Source organism: Streptomyces sp. 3330 (assembly GCF_031456635.1).
Lineage (GTDB): Bacteria > Actinomycetota > Actinomycetes > Streptomycetales > Streptomycetaceae > Streptomyces.
The window spans coordinates 713,690-730,807 of the sequence record NZ_JAVDVA010000001.1; the positions used below are offsets into that span (position 1 = coordinate 713,690).

Consider the following 17,118-nt stretch of genomic DNA (forward strand, 5'->3'; position numbering starts at 1 on the left):
TCGATCAGCCCCGGGTCAGCTTCTTGTAGGTGGCACGGTGCGGACGCGCGGCGTCCGCGCCCAGACGCTCGATCTTGTTCTTCTCGTACGACTCGAAGTTGCCCTCGAACCAGAACCACTTGGACTCGCCCTCGTAGGCGAGGATGTGCGTGGCGACCCGGTCGAGGAACCACCGGTCGTGGGAGACGACCACGGCCGCACCCGGGAACTCCAGCAGCGCGTTCTCCAGGGAGGACAGCGTCTCGACGTCGAGGTCGTTGGTCGGCTCGTCGAGGAGGAGCAGGTTGCCGCCCTGCTTGAGGGTGAGCGCGAGGTTGAGGCGGTTGCGCTCACCACCGGAGAGCACACCGGCCGGCTTCTGCTGGTCGGGGCCCTTGAAGCCGAACGCGGAGACGTACGCGCGGGACGGCATCTCCACCTGCCCGACGTTGATGTAGTCGAGCTCGTCGGAGACCACGGCCCACAGCGACTTCTTCGGGTCGATGTTCTCGCGGCTCTGGTCGACGTACGAGATCTTGACGGTCTCGCCGACCTTGATGGACCCGGAGTCCGGCTCCTCGAGACCCTGGATCATCTTGAAGAGGGTGGTCTTGCCGGCGCCGTTCGGGCCGATGATGCCGACGATGCCGTTGCGCGGCAGCGTGAAGCTGAGGTCGTCGATGAGCACCTTCTCGCCGAAGGCCTTGGAGAGGTTGTTGACCTCGACGACGATGGAGCCCAGGCGCGGGCCCGGCGGGATCTGGATCTCCTCGAAGTCCAGCTTCCGCATCTTGTCGGCCTCGGCCGCCATCTCCTCGTACCGGGCGAGACGCGCCTTGGACTTGGCCTGACGCCCCTTGGCGTTGGACCGCACCCACTCGAGCTCTTCCTTCAGACGCTTCGCACGCTTGGCGTCCTTCTGGCCCTCGACCTTGAGGCGGCTCGCCTTGGTGTCGAGGTAGGTGGAGTAGTTGCCCTCGTAGGGGTGGGCGCGACCGCGGTCGAGCTCCAGGATCCACTCGGCGACGTTGTCCAGGAAGTACCGGTCGTGGGTGACGGCGACGACGGTGCCGGGGTACTTCGCGAGGTGCTGCTCCAGCCACTGGACGGACTCGGCGTCCAGGTGGTTGGTGGGCTCGTCGAGCAGCAGCAGGTCGGGGGCCTCGAGCAGCAGCTTGCACAGCGCGACGCGGCGGCGCTCACCACCGGAGAGGTTGGTGACGGGCCAGTCGCCGGGCGGGCAGCCCAGGGCGTCCATGGCCTGCTCGAGCTGGGTGTCCAGGTCCCATGCGTTGGCGTGGTCCAGGTCCTCCTGGAGCTTGCCCATCTCGTCCAGCAGCGCGTCGGAGTAATCGGTCGCCATCAGCTCGGCGACCTCGTTGAAGCGCTTGAGCTTGCCCATGATCTCGGCCGCGCCGTCCTGCACGTTCTCCAGAACGGTCTTGGACTCGTCGAGCGGCGGCTCCTGGAGCAGCATCCCGACGCTGTATCCGGGCGACAGGAACGCGTCACCGTTGGAGGGCTGCTCGAGCCCCGCCATGATCTTGAGAACGGTGGACTTACCGGCACCGTTCGGCCCGACCACACCGATCTTCGCGCCGGGCAGGAAGCTCAGGGTGACGTCGTCGAGGATGACTTTGTCGCCGTGTGCCTTGCGCGTCTTGCGCATGGTGTAGATGTACTCAGCCAAGAGAAACCGTCCGGCAGCTTGAGATCTGGCAGTGGGCAGGTGGGCAGATACACCCCATCTTGCCTGAGGTCCAGCCCTGGGTGTTAACCCATTCGGCCGGGGACCTGTGAGCTGGGCTTTCGCCAGGACGACCGTGGTCGCCCGATCGCTGTCGGTCGCCGCCGAGCAACCGCGTGGGGACCCCCGGACAGCGCCGGGACGACGCGGCCCGGGACGCCGCTCCACTTACCTGTCGCCGGCGAGCTACCGTGCGGCTGTGGCAAACGCAGCGCAGCGCCCGCTCCTCTTCCTCGACGTCGACGGTCCACTCATCCCGTTCGGGACGCTGCCCGACCACCCGCAGGCCGCCGCCCACGCCCCGGCGCCCGCCGGTGAGGGAAACCCGCTGCTGGAGCGGCTCGACCCCGGGATCGGGGCGCGCCTCCTGGCCCTGGGCTGCGACCTCGTATGGGCCACGACCTGGATGGAGAAGGCGAACGAGGTGGTCGCCCCACGGATCGGGCTCCCGAACCTGCCGGTGGCGGATCGGCAGGACGCCACCGGGGACACCGAGCCGGGTCCGCGCGGTCTGCACTGGAAGACCCGCCACCTCGTCGGGTACGCCGGCCGCCGGCCCTTCATCTGGGTCGACGACGAGATCAGTTCCATGGACCGGCTCTGGGTGGCCGCCCAGCATCCCGGGCCGTCCCTGCTCCAGCGCGTGGACCCGGCCCGGGGTCTCACCGACGCGGACTTCTCCGCGATCACCGAATGGCTCGGCACCGTCACGCCGTCACGCCGAGACGACGAGATGCCGAGATGAGCAGCCTGTTCGCGAGCCGGTGGACGCGGAGGCGGGAGTCGTCCGGAGCCGTCCTCCGCCGTCGGCTGCTGCCGTTCGCACCCGTCGATCTCAGCGGAACAGCGTCGGCACGGGGCAGGCCTCCAGCGGTGCGTCCGGCAGGTCGGCCCACTTCCACCAGACGTGCCGACCGGCGCACCTCCACAGCGCACGGCAGACCCGCCGGTCGTCTTCCTCCCGCTTCGAGAGCACCAGACCGCCGGACCGCATGATCTGCCCGCACTCGGGGCAGGCCGGGGGATCGCCGGTCATACGGCACTCCCTGACACCGGGCCACGGCGACCACGGCGACCACGGCGACCACGGCGACCACGGCCTACGGTCCGGCACGCCACCGGGGAACCCAGCGGCCCTCCACGTCGGCGGGAGGTTCCCGGCAGGCGATCCCCGCCTGCCGGCACCTCGGTGTACCGCCGCTGCTCTCGGGTCAGTGACGGGATGCGTTCTCCTTGCGGCCCACGAGCAGGAGGGCAGCGCCGCCGATGACCACCAGGCCGATGGCGGTTCCGGCGATGAGGGGCGTGGCGCTGGTGCCGCCCGTCGCGGCGAGGTTGGTGTCGTCGGCGCCGGAGGTGCCGCCCACGGTGGCCGGGCTCGGTTCACTGAGGGTCTGGGTGGTCAGGCCGGCGGCCTCGTCGGCCTGGGTCCGGCAGTCCAGGACGCCGGTGAAGCGGCTCTCGACGCCTTGCGGGCCGTTGATCGTGAAGGCGTAGGCCTGGTCCTCCTGGAGCGGGATCGTCACCGTCCGGGACGCACCGGCCGGGATGCTGTACTCGGTGCCCATCAGCTCGAAGGTGAAGTCCTGGTCGCCCTGGTTGGCGGCCGTGATGTCCACTCCGGTCTTCGCGCAGTTCTTGGCCGCGGACAGTGCCGGAACGGCGCCCAGCTTCGCCCAGGTCGCGCTCGCCGTCGCCGACACCGTCGACTCGCTGGAGCCGGCCAGGATCTGGGTCTGGCTGCGGCTCTCGGAGGTGAAGGCACGGCCCACCGGGACGGTGGTCGAGCCCTGGACGGTCAGCTCGGCCGAGCCGTCGGCCGCGTCGGCGGGCACGTCGAAGAACAGCTCGCTGCCGTCCGTCACGGACGTGACCACCTTGCCGTCCTTGCCGACGATGCGTACGCCACTGGTGGCGGCGTCCAGCGGAGGCGTCACCGTCACGCCGCTCGCGTTGGTCCGCACGGTCACCGGACCGAGGAGTTCGCCGGGGTGACCGGAGACGGCGGGCGCCTCGAGGGTGAGCGAGGCCTCGGGCTCCGCCACGGTGCGGGCGGCCTTCTGGAGGTAGTCAGCGAGCCGCTCGGCCTGCGGGTCGACGGCGTCGACGTCCGCGCCGTCCGAGTAGCGCCAGATGGCCACCTGGGTACCGGTGGCCGCGTCCTGCTCGGTGAGACCGCCGTCGATGCCGGCCTTGTCCGCGAGCGAGGCCAGGTCGTTCACCTGCGGGTAGGAGTGCTGAAGGATCCAACTGATCCGGCCCGCGTCCTTGTTGGCGCCCAGCGAGGTGCCGCTCCAGGGTGTCTCCTGGTACTTGGCGTCTCTCTGCGTGGGGTTGTAGAGGTCGACGCAGTAGGTCTGCAGGGTGCCGCCGCCCTCGACGGACATCTCGAACAGCCCGGCCGAGACTTCTTGGTCGCCGCCGTCGGCGTGGATCACCGCGGTGCCGAAGGTCTTGAGGCCGCCTATCGTCGCGGTGGCTCCGCCCTGACTGTGCGTCACCTCGGCGGCCGCGGCCGTGCCCGCACCGGCGATCACGCCGACGGCGAAGAGGCCGGACGCCAACGCCGCCGCGGCGAGGCGGACCGCCCCCCGACCGCGCACGACCGGCGCGGAGAACGAACAAATCACGCAATTCCCCTTCGAGCAGGACCCGTTGATGTGGGGGGTACGGGTCCCACCAGCAGAATCAGAAGCCCCTTGAGCCACGTCCGGCATCCTAGAGAGGTCGCGCACCAGGCTTCCCGGTCATCTCATCGGATGGCCGATCCGACTCGTAATCGTTATCCCCAAGATCGTCCCGAAGTCCGGCTTGTCGACAAATCCCCTTGATTGCCTGCGCTGCGGGCGCCCGCGAGCCACGGCCCGGTGGACGCCGTCGCGGCGGGATGTTGACGGTCCGTCACCACCTGGTCGCACGCCACCGCACCCCGCTCCCCGCCGCGCGCACCCCGCCGCCCTGCCCCGGCCTTCAGATCAGGTCACCGTCCACCGCTCGCGTCACCGTCCACCGGTCACGTCACCGTCGTCGTCACCGGATCACGTCACCGCCACCGGCTCGCGGTGCCGGTTCTGCGGGGTGTCGGGTTCCGGCTCGGTGGCATCGGTGGCCGGTGTCTCCCAGTCTGGCTCGGGCCGGGCCTGCGCGCCGACGGCGATCGGCTCGGGCCGGCCCGACCGCCGGAAGGCGGAGGTGCCCCGCGAGATGTCGTGCCCGATCGCCACGGCGTCGAGATCCGCCGACGTCCGGCTCTGCTGTCCCTCGCGCGACTCCGTACGCACCCTCAGCCTGCCGTGCACGATCACCGGATCGCCGAGGTTCAGCGAGGCCGCGGCGTTGGCGGCCAGTTGCCGGTTGGCCCACACGGTGAAGAAGTTGGTGTGCCCGTCGGTCCAGGCACCCTTCTCGCGGTCCCAGTAGCGCGAGGTCACCGCCAGCCGGAACCTCGCCGACGCGCCCCCCGCCAGGTCCCGGTAGACCGGCTGCGTCGCCACGTTGCCGACCGCGCAGACCATCGTCTCGTTCATCGTGAACCCCTCCTCACCGGACGGTCGCCCCGCCCGGATACACGTACGGGCCCGTCCCGCACGGCTGCGTCCGCCGTGACGGCCGCGGGCCTTCACCGCGTCCCGTCACCGTCCTCCCGGCGACCGCATCCGTCGCGATCACCGTGAAGCCAGACTGCCTCCGTCGGACCGGGCCCGCCGAGCGCTGTGGACGACCCACCGCCTGTGGAAAACTCCACCACCCGGACGAGTGATCCACGCCCTTCCTCTCGTCGATCACCCACCACCGCGCCTACCTCGCGGGCGCCCCCACCCCCGTCACCCGCCCGTACTGCTCCCTGACCTCCCGATACCGCAGCAGTTCCGCGGCGACGGGATCCAGCACGCGGGCCCGGCCGCACCCGGCCGCCGCCTCCCGCAAGCGGCGTTCGGCGTCCTGCCCGTACCGCCTGGCCGGTCCCCGTGCCGCCAGTCGGCAGCTCCACTCGACGAGCGGACCGCCGATGATGCCCGTGACCATCAGCAGCACCGGAACGCCCAGGTTCGGCGCCATCACCCCGACGATCTGACCGAGCAGCCACAGCCCGCCGACCACCTGGAGCAGGGTCATGCACGCCTGCGCCAGCACGGCCACCGGCCACCAGCCCGGCCGCGGCGGCCGCCCCGGCGGCAGCCCGGCCCGCGCCGCCAGCTCGTCCAGCGCCTCGGGCAGCCCCTGGGCGCCGCGGACGGCCGCCTCCCGCACGGCCTGCGCCCACGGCAGGGGCAGGCCCGCCGAGGCCCGCTCGGAGACCGTGCGCACCGCCTGCTCGACGCGTTGCCGTGCGGTGGCCTCCTCGTCGGCCTGGGCACGGACCGGCAGCCGTCCGGTGGGAGGGTCGCGCCGGTCCTGCTGCCACCGCCACAGCCGCAGCCACGGCGTCCCGCAGGCCCGGCCCGCGTTGCGCAGCCAGGCGCGTTCGGCGGCCTCGCCCGCGGCGGTGGCGCCCACGGCGTCCGCCAGGCGGTCCGCGAATTCGTCCCGCGCCTCCTCGCTGAGCCCGGTGCGCCGCCCCGTCGCGTAGACGGGCCGCAGCCGCCACGCGGCGGCGTCCACATCGGCGGCGATCCGCCGGGCGGCGGCGCCGCGCTCCGTGACGAACTGGCCCAGCACTTCGCGCAGTTCCCCGATGCCGTCGCCGGTGAGCGCGGACAGGGCGAGCACGGTGGCGCCCGGTTCGCCGTACTCGCCGAGGGCGACGCCGTCCTCGTCCAGCAGGCGTCGCAGGTCGTCCAGGACCAGCTCGGCGGCCTCGCCGGGCAGCCGGTCGACCTGGTTGAGGACGATGAACATGATCTCCGCGTGGCCCGCCATGGGCCGCAGGTAGCGCTCGTGGAGGATGGCGTCGGCGTACTTCTCGGGGTCGACGACCCAGATGACGGCGTCGACGAGCGCGAGAACGCGGTCGACCTGCTCGCGGTGCTGCACGGCCGCCGAGTCGTGGTCGGGCAGGTCGATCAGGACGAGCCCGCGCAACTGCGCCTCCGCGTCCTGGCTCTGCACCGGCCGCCTGCGCAGCCGGCCCGGGATGCCCAGCCGGTCGATGAGGGTCGACGCGCCGTCGCTCCAACTGCACGCGATGGGCGCGGAGGTGGTCGGGCGGCGTACGCCCGTCTCGGAGATGTTCACTCCGGCGAGGGCGTTGAACAGCTGCGACTTGCCACTTCCGGTGGCGCCCGCGATGGCGACGACCGTGTGCTGGCCGGAGAGCCTGCGCCGGGCCGCCGCCTCGTCGAGCACCCGGCCCGCCTCGGCGAGCGTCCGGCTGTCGAGCCGGGTGCGGGAGAGCCCCACGAGTTCACGCAGCGCCTCGAGCCGGGACCTCAGGGGCCCGTCGTAGGTGAGCGGGGTCGAGGGCAGGGCGTTCCCACCGCCCCCGCCGATCCGGGTCTCCATGAGGGCCGCCTGCTCGGCGGCGGAGGCCTCACTCACGCGCCGCGCGATGAGCCCGTCGTCCCAGGCCCCGGCGGAGTCCGCGCCCGGGTCCGCGCCCGCGTCCCCGCCTGCTTCGGCCCCCGGTCCCGTCCCTGAGGTCGAACCCGGGTCCGTGCCGTGTTCCGTGCGGGGACCGGTGATCCCGTCGGCGTCGGGCACACGCGTGTGGACGGCCGCCTTCTGCCCACCGGCCGCCTCCTTCGTCGGGACCGTCGCGGACTTCTCAGCCGTACCGCCGTCCTCCGCGTCCCCGCGGTCCCGGGCCTGCGACTGGCTCTGTGCCTGGGCCCGGCTCCGTGCCTGCGCCCGGCTCTGTGCCTGCTCCCCGGCTTCCGGGTTCTCCCCCGCCCGCGTGCTGCCGTGCTCCGTCCGCTCCGGAGCACCGCCGCCCCCGCTGCTGTCACCGCTCTTGCCGCTACTGCTGTTGCTGCTGCCGTTACTGTCGTTGCTGCTGTTGCTGCTGTTGTTGTTGCTGCCGTTGCTGTGATCGTTGTCGGTCTGGTCGTTGTCCGTGTGGTCCTGGTCAGTGACGGCGGTCACCGGTCACCTCTCCTTCTGAAGTACGGACAGCGCGGCGATGAGTTCGGCCTGGGGTTCGGGGTGGACTTCGAGCCCGTCGAGGGGCGCGAGACGCCGCTCGCGTTCGGTGTGCAGCACACGGTCGAGGTGTTCGGTGAGCAGCCGTCCGGCGCGGTCGCGCAGCCGCAGCGCCCCGTGGGCGCCGATCCGCTCGGCGAGCCCCTCGCCGGCCGAGCGCGCCCTGCGGCCGCCCAGCAGGGCGGTGGCGACGAGGGCGGCGACCGACTCGGGATCGGGCGCGACACCGCGTTCGAGGCCGCGCACCTCGTCCTCGGCGTACTCCTCCAGCTCGCGCCGCCAGCGTCGTACGGCCAGCCCGATCCGGTGCTCGGTGCTCTCCGGCGCGGCCTCCTGGTCCGTCAGTTCGGGCGCGTCCGAGGCCGGTTCGCGCCGCCAGGCGTCGTCGACACGCTCGTCGGCGGCGGTGACGGCGCACAGCAGGAGCGCGCCCAGGCTTTCCACCAGCGCGTCGAGCAGTTCACCGGCGGTGCAGTCCAGCGGGAAGGCCCGCCAGCGCTTGAGCGCGTCGCCGGCGAGCACGGCGCCGCTCTGCAGACGGCCCCGCACACGCGTGTACTCGCTGTCGTACGCCGCGTCGACGGCCGAGGTGAGGCGCAGGGCGGCGGCGTACTGCGAGGCGGCGGCGCCCGCCAGTTCGGGCATCCGGGACTTGAGGGAGTCGAGGACACCCTGGGCGGTGCGGGCCAGCGCGTACCTGCGGGAGCCGGGGTCCTGGACGTGGTGGACGAGCCAGTTCCGCAACGGGGCCACGGCGGTGGCGGGGAGCAGCCCACCGCCCCAGGCGGACTCGGGCAGTTCGGGCACCGTGAAGCGCGGTACGTCGCCCAGCCCGGCCTTGGTGAGCAGCGCGCCGTACTGCCGGGACACCTCGGAGACGACCTGGTGGGGTACGCGGTCCAGGACCGTCACGAGCATGGCGTTGTACTCCTTGGCCGTGCGGAGCAGATGCCAGGGCACGGCGTCGGCGTAGCGGGCGGCGGTCGTGACCATCACCCAGACGTCGGCGGCGCAGATCAGTTCGGCGGCGAGCACGCGGTTGTCGGCCACGAGGGAGTCGATGTCGGGCGCGTCCAGCAGGGCGAGGCCCGGCGGGAGGGTGTCGGCGGTCTCGATCCGCAGCACGTGTCTGCCGTCCTCGCCGGGCAGCAACAGGTCGTCCGTGGGCTCCCGGTGGGGCGCCCACACGCGCGTGAGCCGCGGCAACACCCGCATGCCGCTGAACCAGTGATGGTCCTCCGGATGGCACACGAGCACCGGGGTCCGTGTCGTCGGCCGCAACACGCCCGCCTCGCTGACGCGCCGGCCCACCAGGGAGTTGACGAGGGTCGACTTCCCGGCGCCGGTGGAGCCGCCCACGACGACCAGCATCGGCGCGTCGGGCTGCTTGAGCCGGGGCACCAGATAATCGTCGAGCTGGGCGAGCAGTTCGTCGCGATTGGCACGCGCGCGTGGCGCCCCCGCCAGGGGAAGCGGGAAGCGTGCGGCGGCGACACGGTCGCGCAGGGCGGAAAGTGCGTCGAGCAGCTGAGGCCGTACGTCCAAGGTCACCACATGCGAAGAATGCCCAATTTTAGGGGATTTATGAAGCATATAGGCATGTCTGCGCGCCGATAGGACACAAGGGACGGAAGGTACGACTGGGACAGAGGCACAGCGCAGGCATAACGAGTGCACAACACCCGTGGCCCGGGACGCGAAAAGCGATGCACGATTCGCACCTGCCTGCGATTATCAGGACCGCTTCACTGAACCTCCACATTGAGCCACGGAGGCGAAGCAACCGGGACAAGGAACCGGGAGCCCTATCCTTGTCCCCGGCAACGTCACGGATCAGCCCACACCCGGGCAGCACGTACGAGGCCACCACACCCGGCCCCCGTAGCTCAGTGGATAGAGCAGGCGCCTTCTAAGCGCTTGGCCGCAGGTTCGAGTCCTGCCGGGGGCGCAAGTCTCCGCCCTCCCTTCGGGAGGGCATTTTTGCTGTTCAGAGCACGTTTCATGCAACACGGCGAAGCCCCGGACACTCCCCCGATGATCATGGGGAAGTGCCGGGGCTGTCCGGCTGTCACCGGGGTTTCGCGGGTGGTCGTGTCGCATACGTGTCGAAGTTTTCGGCGAGAGGCCTCAGCCCGCGTCGGTCGGCTCGGGAAGATCCCCCACGGCCGCCAAGCGCTCATTCAAGTCAGGCGGCTGTCCTTCGACACACCGTCCGTAGGCGGCCTGCAGCACCGGCACGCTGTTCCCGGGACCTTCGGCCACCTGGGCGTGTGGGATCCGTCGTCGAGCCGGGTCGTGAGGCGCGTGTGCCGGTTGTCGTACATCCGCGACTACCTTCGGCGTCGGATGTACCAACCGGCCACCAGCACGATGAGGATGGCAACGACGAAGGCCCACACGGTCGTTGCGCCGTGGTACGAGCGGTAGGCGATCAGAGCAAGCATGTTCAGGCGGATACCCCAGGCGGGTGGCTTCAGCCGACACGCGTCGTCCGCCCTTCTGCCGCATGCGTGTCGGAGGCGCGAGTCTCCGCCGCCCCCGTGGGAGGGCTCTTCCGTTGAGGTTCCGCTCCAATGGCTCCGCCCGGGACGTCCGGCCTTCTGGCTTTCTGGCTTTCTGGCCTTCTGGCTTTCTGGCCTTCTGGCCTTCTGGCCTTCTGGCCTGTTCCTCGGCCATGCCGAGAACGCAGAGGGACGCAGGTGGCAGGCGCGGATGGCGTGCATGGCGCAGAGGTCGCGGTAGAAAGCCGCCGGATCGGGAGGGGTCCGGCGGCGCACGGGCAGCGGCCGCACGGGCAGCGGCCCCGCGGTCAGCGGCCGTGGTCAGCGGCCCCATGGTCAGCGGTCCCGCGGTCAGCGGTCGTACGCCGCCAGTCTCTCCGAGCCGTCGTGCACGGCGACCCGCAGCCCGCCGGACTCTCCCGCCACCGTCCCCGCTCCCGCCACCGTCCCCGCTCTCGCCCCCGCCGTCGCCTCAGCCCCCGCCGCCTCCCCCGCCCCGGGGATCGTCACCGCCACCGCTGCGGGGTGTGTGCCGTCGACGGCCAGGTCCGCCATGTTCACGCGGGGTCGGGCGGGGAGTCGGGCGGGCCAGGTGAGCACGGTCGGAGGGTGTTCCGGTCCGGACACCTCCAACTCGCGCAGCGGCACCGCGAGACCCACGCCGAGCGCTTTGAGTACCGCTTCCTTGCGCGTCCAGGTGCGGAGGAAGGCGGGCTGCCGTTCGGCCGGCGGGCGGGCCTGGAGGGCGGTGAGTTCGGGGTCCGACAGGGCGACACGGGCGGCGGAGTCGACGTCCAGGTCGGCGTGGGACTCCTCGACGTCGAGGCCCACCTGCCCGCCCCGGCAGACGGCCACGCCGACGAGCGCGCCGCTGTGGGTGACGGAGAAGTCGTAGGCCGCCGGGGCGCCCGACGGGCCGTCCGGCGGCAGTGCGAGGTGGACCTTGCCGTGCGGCCCGCCGCAGCGGGGGCACACGCGGCGCAGGGGGACGTCCGCCGGGGGCAGGCCGAGCAGTTCGCCGAGGACCAGGCGGCTCAGGGCGCAGCCGACCAGGAACCGCCCCCTGCCCGCGGGGTCGACGGTCGCCTCGTACCGGACGCGTTCCACGGGGTCGAGGAGGGTCCGCAGACCCGTCCGGGCGTCGTCCAGACGGGCCCACCACACCTGCGCCCGGGGTCCTGTCACAGCGCCTCGTCCTGGTTCCATGATCAGCTCACGCCACTACACTCCTGCTCACACCACACCACACGAGGGGCAGCCGCATGCGACTGCACACACAGGAGTGGGGAACGGGCGAGCGCGTCGCCGTCCTCGTCCACGGCATCATGTCCGACCACCGCACGTGGCACGAGCTGGTCCCGGTCCTGACCGGGCGGGACTATCGCGTCCTCGCCGTGGACCTGCGCGGGCACGGGGTCAGCGCGCGCGGGGAGTACGAGCCCCGGTACTTCGCCGAGGATCTGCTCGACACGCTGCCGCACGCCCCGGAAGTGGCGCTGGGCCACTCGCTGGGCGCGCTGGCCCTGGCTCTCGCGGTGGCGGAGCTGCAACCCGCCCGCGCCGTCTACTCGGAACCGGCCTGGCAGCTCTCCGGCGCCCACGGATCCCTCGACCCGGCCCTCTTCACGCTCTTCAAGCGCTCGTCCCGGGCTCTCGCCGCCCTCTCCCGCCCACCGCGGGAAGGGGACCCGGACGAGCGGATCGAGAGGCGCGCCGCGGCCGAGCGGGAGGCCCTCGACCGGTGGGACGAGAAGACGGCGCTCGCGCTGTCCTCCCACCGGCACCTCGACCACACGCCGGAGAAGGCGCTGGTGCCTTCTCTCGTCCAGGCCTCGGACCCGAGCATGCTCGTCAGCGCGGAGATGCGGGCGGAACTGGTGCGGCGCGGTTTCGAGGTGCGTACGGTGCCCGACGCACCGCACGCGATCCACCGGGACCGGTTCGACGCTTTCGTCGAGTCCCTGTCGGGGTGGTTGTGAGACCTGCCGCGGGCAGGTCCGGAAAGCAGTCCGGCACGAACTGCTGGAAGCGGTCGAACCGGGTCAGTGGACCGCGCGCAGCATGCGCGTCACGTTGATCCGCGTCGGCGAAAGGCCGACCTCGACGCTCTGCATCATCCGCTCGCCGTTCAGTCGGCCATAAGCGAGCAGGTCGACGTTGGCCAGGCTGAATTCGGGCCAGGTGTGAATACTGAGGTGCGACGCGGAAAGCAGGAGAATCGCGGTGACGGCACCGTTCGGGAAAACGTGCGACGCCTCACCGAGAACCGTGGCGTTTCCCTTTTCGGCGGCCGTGCGCAGCACCTGGAGGAGGCGCTCCTCGTCGGTCAGGATGCTGTGGTCGCTCACCCATACATCGACGGCATAAGAGCACAGATCGTCGACGTTTATACCCTCGGTGGCGAGGTTGGCGGAGTTGGTCATGGGGAACCGGGGGTGACGAACCGCTGCCCCCGTCTCCTTTCACATAGATCTGCGCTGGTCCGCGCGGCCAAAGGGGAAGGTTGCGAGGCCGGTAAGCGGCACTCGATGGTGCCCAGCGTAGCATCCGGGGCGCTCCGGGGCTCGCGCGTGCACCGCGTCAAGGGGAGCGGCGGGACCCCGGGCGATTCACCCGAAAACCCGGCACCCCCCTTCCGTGAACCGTTTTCTAACCTTCCCGTGAATGCCGGAGGGAACAGCGGGCAGGGGGGCGGGAGAAAAGTGGCGATAATTCCCTGCGGAAATCTGCACACAAACCCGTGAGGAAATCCGCGCAGGGACTCGCGCCGAGGGGCGTGCGGAGATCTGCTCGGCGACCTTCGCGAGGTCTCCGCGGAGACTCCTGCGGAGACCCCTGCGCGCAATTGCGCCGTCGGCGCGGGGTTTCCTCTCGCCCGCGCAAATTCCTCATCATTTCCCCGCTGTTTCCCCATGGTCCGTGCGGGTCCGGGGGCCTGCGTACCAGCCCGTATACTCGATAGGTCCCGGAATCCATCAATCAGCTTGCCTGGAGCAGCATTGTGACGAACGCTCGTCGGCACCCTCGGAGCACCACCGCGGATTCCGTGCTCACGGAAGTCGCGGAAGCCGTCCGGCTCCAGGAGGGCCCGCCCGGAGTTCGGTCCGTCCTGCGTGCGCTGCGCCGTCTGGCGCCCGCCTCCACGAAGGACCTCAGCCGTGCGACCGGGCTGCCCGTCCCGATCGTGGCCGCCCTGGGGAACGAACTGCGCCGCCGGGGATTCGTCACCACCCAGCGTCCGTCCCGGCTGACCGAGGCCGGGCTGGACCTCGTCGCCCAGCTCGGCATGGACCTGTCGCTCGACGCCACCTGCACCACGTGCGACGGGCGCGAGCTCGTGATCCCCGACGTGCTGGACGAGGCCGTGGGGCGGCTGCGTGCCCTCATGGAGTCGGGTCCGGCCGCCGACATGGCGATCGACCAGTCGCACTGCACGGCCGAGACCAAGGTGCGCCGGGTGCTCGCGCTGCTCACGGCGGGCGCGCTGCCCGGCGGCTCCCTGCTGCTGATCGGCGACGACGACCTGGTGTCCCTCGCCGTCGCCGTGGTGGGCGACGTGCTCGGCGGTCCGATCGTCGAGAAGGTGACCGTCGTCGACATCTCCCCGGAGATCCTCGACTACATCCAGAAGGTGTCGGCGGGCCTCGGCACCCGCATCGAGACCGTCCGGCACGACCTGCGCCTGCCGCTGCCCGCCGAGCTCCACGAGCAGCACGACGTGGCCATGACGGACCCGCCGTACACCCCCGAGGGCGCCCGCCTGTTCCTCTCCCGTGCCGTGGAGGGGTTGCGGCCCGGCCCCGCGCACAGTGTCTTCTTCTCCTTCGGCGGCAAGAGCCCGGACGAGATGCTGGAGGTGCAGCGGGAGATCATGGGGCTCGGCCTGGTCACCCACGGCTTCGTCCGCAACTTCAACGAGTACGAGGGCAGCGGCATCCTCGGCGGTGTCGGCTTCTTCCAGCACCTGCTGACGACCACCTCGACGGCCCCGTCCCACGCGGGCGAGTTCAGCGGTCCGCTCTACACCGGCGACAAGCGGACCCGGCAGCGCGAGTACACGTGCGTGGCGTGCGACGCCCGGCTCCGCGTCGGGCCCGGCGCCCGCTGGACCGCCGTCGCCGCGCTGCGCGAGCAAGGCTGCCCCCAGTGCGGCAAGGGCCCCTTCCGCCCCGGCCGGCTGGTCCCCGCGGACGATGCGGCGACCCCGGCCGAGCAGGCCCCGGCCCAGGTCCAGCAGCCCCCGGTTCCGGCCCAGCAGGCGGCGCCTCCCCAGCAGGCTCCGGCGCCCGCCGAGACCCCGGCACCGGCGTCGGCACCGGCTTCTGCCGCTCCCGTCGGGCGGGCCCACGGCTGGCGCCCGCCGACCGAGCAGGACCGTGCCGCCCTCGTCGAACGGGCCCGGCCGTACGTCACCCGCCAGGCGGACGAGCGCGATCTGCCGGCCATCGGAAGGTTCGAGGCCGAGATCGCCCGGGTCTCCTTCGGCGAGGACGCCATCGACGATCCCGCGCGGTGGGCGTCCCGCCTCGGCCGTGCCATGGAGAAGTCGAAGGCGGGCATGATCGTCGCCGACGCCCCCGGCGAGGAGCCCGTCGGCTGGTGCTGGGTGAGCATCAACCAGAACGCCATGACCGGCGACCGGTACGCCAACTTCCGTTCCCTGGCGGTGTCCCCGGTGGACCAGCGCAGCGACGTCGCCGAACTGCTCCTCACCGCGGGCCTGGAGTTCTGCCTGGCCCAGGGCATCACCGAGGTCGTCGGCCGCGTGCACGTGGGCAACGTCCCGATGCGCACGGTGTACCGCAAGTTCGGCTTCGACCCCACCAGCCTGTCGATGAAGCTGTTCCTCCCGGAGGGCGAGGGCTCCCGATGAGCGGCGCGGACGGCTTCGATCCCGACGGCGTGAAGTGCGTCGTATGGGATCTCGACGGCACCCTGTGGGACGAGATCGCCGTCGAGTCGGCCACCGACGACCTGCCCACGCCCCGCCCCGAGGCGCTCGCCGCGATCGACGCGCTGGCGGCCCGCGGGGTGCTCAGCAGCATCGCGAGCCGCAGCGCGCCCTCGGTGCTCGACCGGCTGGACGCGGTTCCGGAGGTGCGGGCGCGTTTCCTGGCCCCGCAGGTGTCCTGGCAGGACAAGAGCGAGTCGCTGCGCAGGATCGCGAAGGACCTCGGCATCGCGGTGGACGCCCTGGTCCTGGTCGACGACTCCCCGTACGAGCGCGCCGAGGTCGAGGCGCTCCTGCCCGGGGTCCGCACCCTCGCGCCCGAGGACGTGCCCACGCTGCTGGCCGCGTTCGAGGGCCGGGAGGTCACCGCCGAGTCCCGCGAACGCGTGCGCCGCTACCGCACGGAGGAGACCCGCAGGGCCGAGGGCGAACGCTTCGAGGGCTCGCGCGAGGAGTTCCTGCGCTGGTGCGACATGCGGCTCACCGTCGGCGCGGCCACGGCCGACGAGGTCCCGCGCGCGCTGGAGCTCGCCGCCCGCACCCACCGGCTGAACTCCTCCGGGCTCACCCCCGACCGCCTGCGCGAGCTGGCCTCCTCGGACGGGTACGAGCTGTACACCGCCCGCATGACGGACCGTTTCGGCGAGTACGGCATCATCGGCGCCGCCCTCGTGGACCGCGCGGACACCGGCCGGGGCGCCCCCGCCACCTGGTCCGTCCCGCTGCTCGCCCTGTCCTGCCGGGTGGCGGGCCGCGGCGCGGCGGCGGCCTTCCTGTTCCGGCTGATGGAGGGGGCCCGCGCGGCCGGCGCCGAGGAGTTCCGGGTGACCCTGCGCCCCACGGACGCCAACCTGGAGATGCGCATCCTGCTCCGCCAGGCGGGCCTGCGCCGCACGGACGACACCGACACCGACACCGACCCCGCCACCGACACCGACCCCGCCACCGGCACGGGCGCCGGTCCCGCCACCGCCGCCGATTCGGCGGTCCTGGGCAGGACGCTCGAGGGCGACCTGCCCTCGGCACCCGCGTGGCTGCATGTGATCGACCGAGAGGACGCCGAAGCGTGACGGACATCCAAGAGCGGGCCGCGGTGGAACGGGAACTGCGTTCACTGATCGCCGAGGCGGCCCGCCTGGACGAGGCGGCGGTCGCGGAACTCCCCGCCGACACCGACCTGTTCGGCCCGGAGATCGGCCTCACCTCACTGGCCGGCGTGACCCTGCTGGGCAGGGTCGACCAGCGGTACGGCGTCGATGTGGCCGCGCTGGACCTGAGTCTGGACAGCCTCCAGTCCATCGCCACCCTGACCGACTTCGTGGCGGCACATCTCCAGTCGCACTAGCCACCCGACTGTACGACCCTCCTGTTCAAAAAGGGTGATCCGTCCGAACGCACCGTGACCCGCCCACGGTGGCGGCGTTGAACGGGGAGTGCGGCGGCGCCCCCTGCCACCGCACGAACCGATTCCCTAAGGAGAACGTGATGTCTCGCATCGCGAAGGTGGCCGCTGTTGCCCTCGGCACCAGCGCCGTGGTGGTCAGCGGAGCCGGCCTGGCCATGGCGGACGCGGGTGCGCAGGGCGCGGCCGTGGGTTCGCCGGGTGTCCTGTCGGGCAACGTCGTCCAGGTTCCGGTCCACATCCCGGTCAACGTCTGCGGCAACAGCATCAGCGTCATCGGTCTGCTGAACCCGGCGTTCGGCAACACGTGCGCCAACGTCAGCGACCACGACAAGGGTGGCGACAAGCACCACGACAACAAGCACGGTGACAAGCACGGCGGCTACGGCGGCTGAGCTTCACCCCGCACGTCCTGGACGTTCTGGACGTACCCCCGGTCGTACCCCGCGTACGTACCACC

At 71.6% G+C, this 17,118-nt stretch carries 14 protein-coding genes and 1 tRNA gene; 7 read left to right on the forward strand and 8 right to left on the reverse strand.

Annotation, left to right across the window (positions count from 1 at the left end; translation table 11 throughout):
* Nucleotides 1-4: 4 nt before the first annotated feature.
* Complete coding sequence (ettA, locus tag J2X68_RS03105; RefSeq protein ID WP_310430826.1) at nt 5-1,669, reverse strand: energy-dependent translational throttle protein EttA; 1,665 nt, start codon at nt 1,667-1,669, stop codon at nt 5-7.
* Nucleotides 1,670-1,925: 256 nt separating this feature from the next.
* On the opposite strand from ettA, the gene J2X68_RS03110 reads away from it, so the two are divergent.
* Nucleotides 1,926-2,471: an HAD domain-containing protein gene (locus tag J2X68_RS03110; RefSeq protein WP_310430827.1), complete on the forward strand. Its 546-nt coding sequence runs from the start codon at nt 1,926-1,928 to the stop codon at nt 2,469-2,471.
* A gap of 90 nt (nt 2,472-2,561) precedes the next feature.
* On the opposite strand, the gene J2X68_RS03115 is transcribed toward J2X68_RS03110, so the two are convergent.
* From J2X68_RS03115 to J2X68_RS03135, 5 genes are all read right to left on the reverse strand, one after another.
* Nucleotides 2,562-2,762, reverse strand: a complete 201-nt coding sequence (locus J2X68_RS03115) for a dehydrogenase (protein ID WP_310430828.1) — start codon at nt 2,760-2,762, stop codon at nt 2,562-2,564.
* A 175-nt stretch (nt 2,763-2,937) separates the two neighbouring features.
* Complete coding sequence (locus J2X68_RS03120) at nt 2,938-4,356, reverse strand: Cys-Gln thioester bond-forming surface protein (RefSeq protein WP_310430829.1); 1,419 nt, start codon at nt 4,354-4,356, stop codon at nt 2,938-2,940.
* Between the two features lie 408 nt (nt 4,357-4,764).
* Nucleotides 4,765-5,253 carry a single-stranded DNA-binding protein gene (locus J2X68_RS03125; RefSeq protein ID WP_310430830.1) on the reverse strand — a complete coding sequence of 163 codons (489 nt, stop codon included), beginning with the start codon at nt 5,251-5,253 and terminating at the stop codon, nt 4,765-4,767.
* Between the two features lie 271 nt (nt 5,254-5,524).
* The gene (locus tag J2X68_RS03130; protein ID WP_310430831.1) at nt 5,525-7,747 is read right to left on the reverse strand and encodes a YfjP family GTPase; all 2,223 of its coding nucleotides are present in this window, start codon (nt 7,745-7,747) and stop codon (nt 5,525-5,527) included.
* Nucleotides 7,748-7,750: 3 nt separating this feature from the next.
* Nucleotides 7,751-9,358 (reverse strand): dynamin family protein, encoded by a 1,608-nt coding sequence (locus J2X68_RS03135; protein WP_310430832.1) that lies wholly within the window; start codon nt 9,356-9,358, stop codon nt 7,751-7,753.
* Nucleotides 9,359-9,679: 321 nt separating this feature from the next.
* Between J2X68_RS03135 and J2X68_RS03140 the strand changes: the two genes are divergently transcribed.
* A tRNA-Arg gene (locus J2X68_RS03140) sits at nt 9,680-9,752 on the forward strand.
* Between the two features lie 904 nt (nt 9,753-10,656).
* On the opposite strand, the gene J2X68_RS03145 is transcribed toward J2X68_RS03140, so the two are convergent.
* A complete protein-coding gene (locus J2X68_RS03145) occupies nt 10,657-11,490 on the reverse strand; it encodes a 4'-phosphopantetheinyl transferase superfamily protein (protein WP_310430833.1) in 834 nt (277 codons plus the stop codon).
* A gap of 77 nt (nt 11,491-11,567) precedes the next feature.
* Here J2X68_RS03145 and J2X68_RS03150 point away from each other — a divergent pair, with 77 nt between their 5' ends.
* Nucleotides 11,568-12,284 carry an alpha/beta hydrolase gene (locus J2X68_RS03150; protein WP_310430834.1) on the forward strand — a complete coding sequence of 239 codons (717 nt, stop codon included), beginning with the start codon at nt 11,568-11,570 and terminating at the stop codon, nt 12,282-12,284.
* A 63-nt stretch (nt 12,285-12,347) separates the two neighbouring features.
* Here J2X68_RS03150 and J2X68_RS03155 read toward each other — a convergent pair whose 3' ends face one another.
* The gene (locus J2X68_RS03155; RefSeq protein WP_020132946.1) at nt 12,348-12,728 is read right to left on the reverse strand and encodes an S-adenosylmethionine decarboxylase family protein; all 381 of its coding nucleotides are present in this window, start codon (nt 12,726-12,728) and stop codon (nt 12,348-12,350) included.
* 623 nt (nt 12,729-13,351) lie between these two features.
* On the opposite strand from J2X68_RS03155, the gene J2X68_RS03160 reads away from it, so the two are divergent.
* The 4 genes from J2X68_RS03160 to J2X68_RS03175 all read left to right on the forward strand — a co-directional run bounded on the left by J2X68_RS03160 (nt 13,352) and on the right by J2X68_RS03175 (nt 17,053).
* Nucleotides 13,352-15,178 (forward strand): GNAT family N-acetyltransferase, encoded by a 1,827-nt coding sequence (locus J2X68_RS03160; protein WP_310430835.1) that lies wholly within the window; start codon nt 13,352-13,354, stop codon nt 15,176-15,178.
* Nucleotides 15,175-16,326 carry an HAD-IIIC family phosphatase gene (locus J2X68_RS03165; RefSeq protein ID WP_310430836.1) on the forward strand — a complete coding sequence of 384 codons (1,152 nt, stop codon included), beginning with the start codon at nt 15,175-15,177 and terminating at the stop codon, nt 16,324-16,326. The genes J2X68_RS03160 and J2X68_RS03165 overlap by 4 nt, the downstream gene beginning before the upstream one ends.
* Nucleotides 16,323-16,601 (forward strand): phosphopantetheine-binding protein, encoded by a 279-nt coding sequence (locus J2X68_RS03170; protein ID WP_310430837.1) that lies wholly within the window; start codon nt 16,323-16,325, stop codon nt 16,599-16,601. Before J2X68_RS03165 ends, J2X68_RS03170 begins: the two co-directional genes overlap by 4 nt.
* A gap of 140 nt (nt 16,602-16,741) precedes the next feature.
* Complete coding sequence (locus J2X68_RS03175; RefSeq protein ID WP_310430838.1) at nt 16,742-17,053, forward strand: chaplin; 312 nt, start codon at nt 16,742-16,744, stop codon at nt 17,051-17,053.
* Nucleotides 17,054-17,118 lie beyond the last annotated feature (65 nt).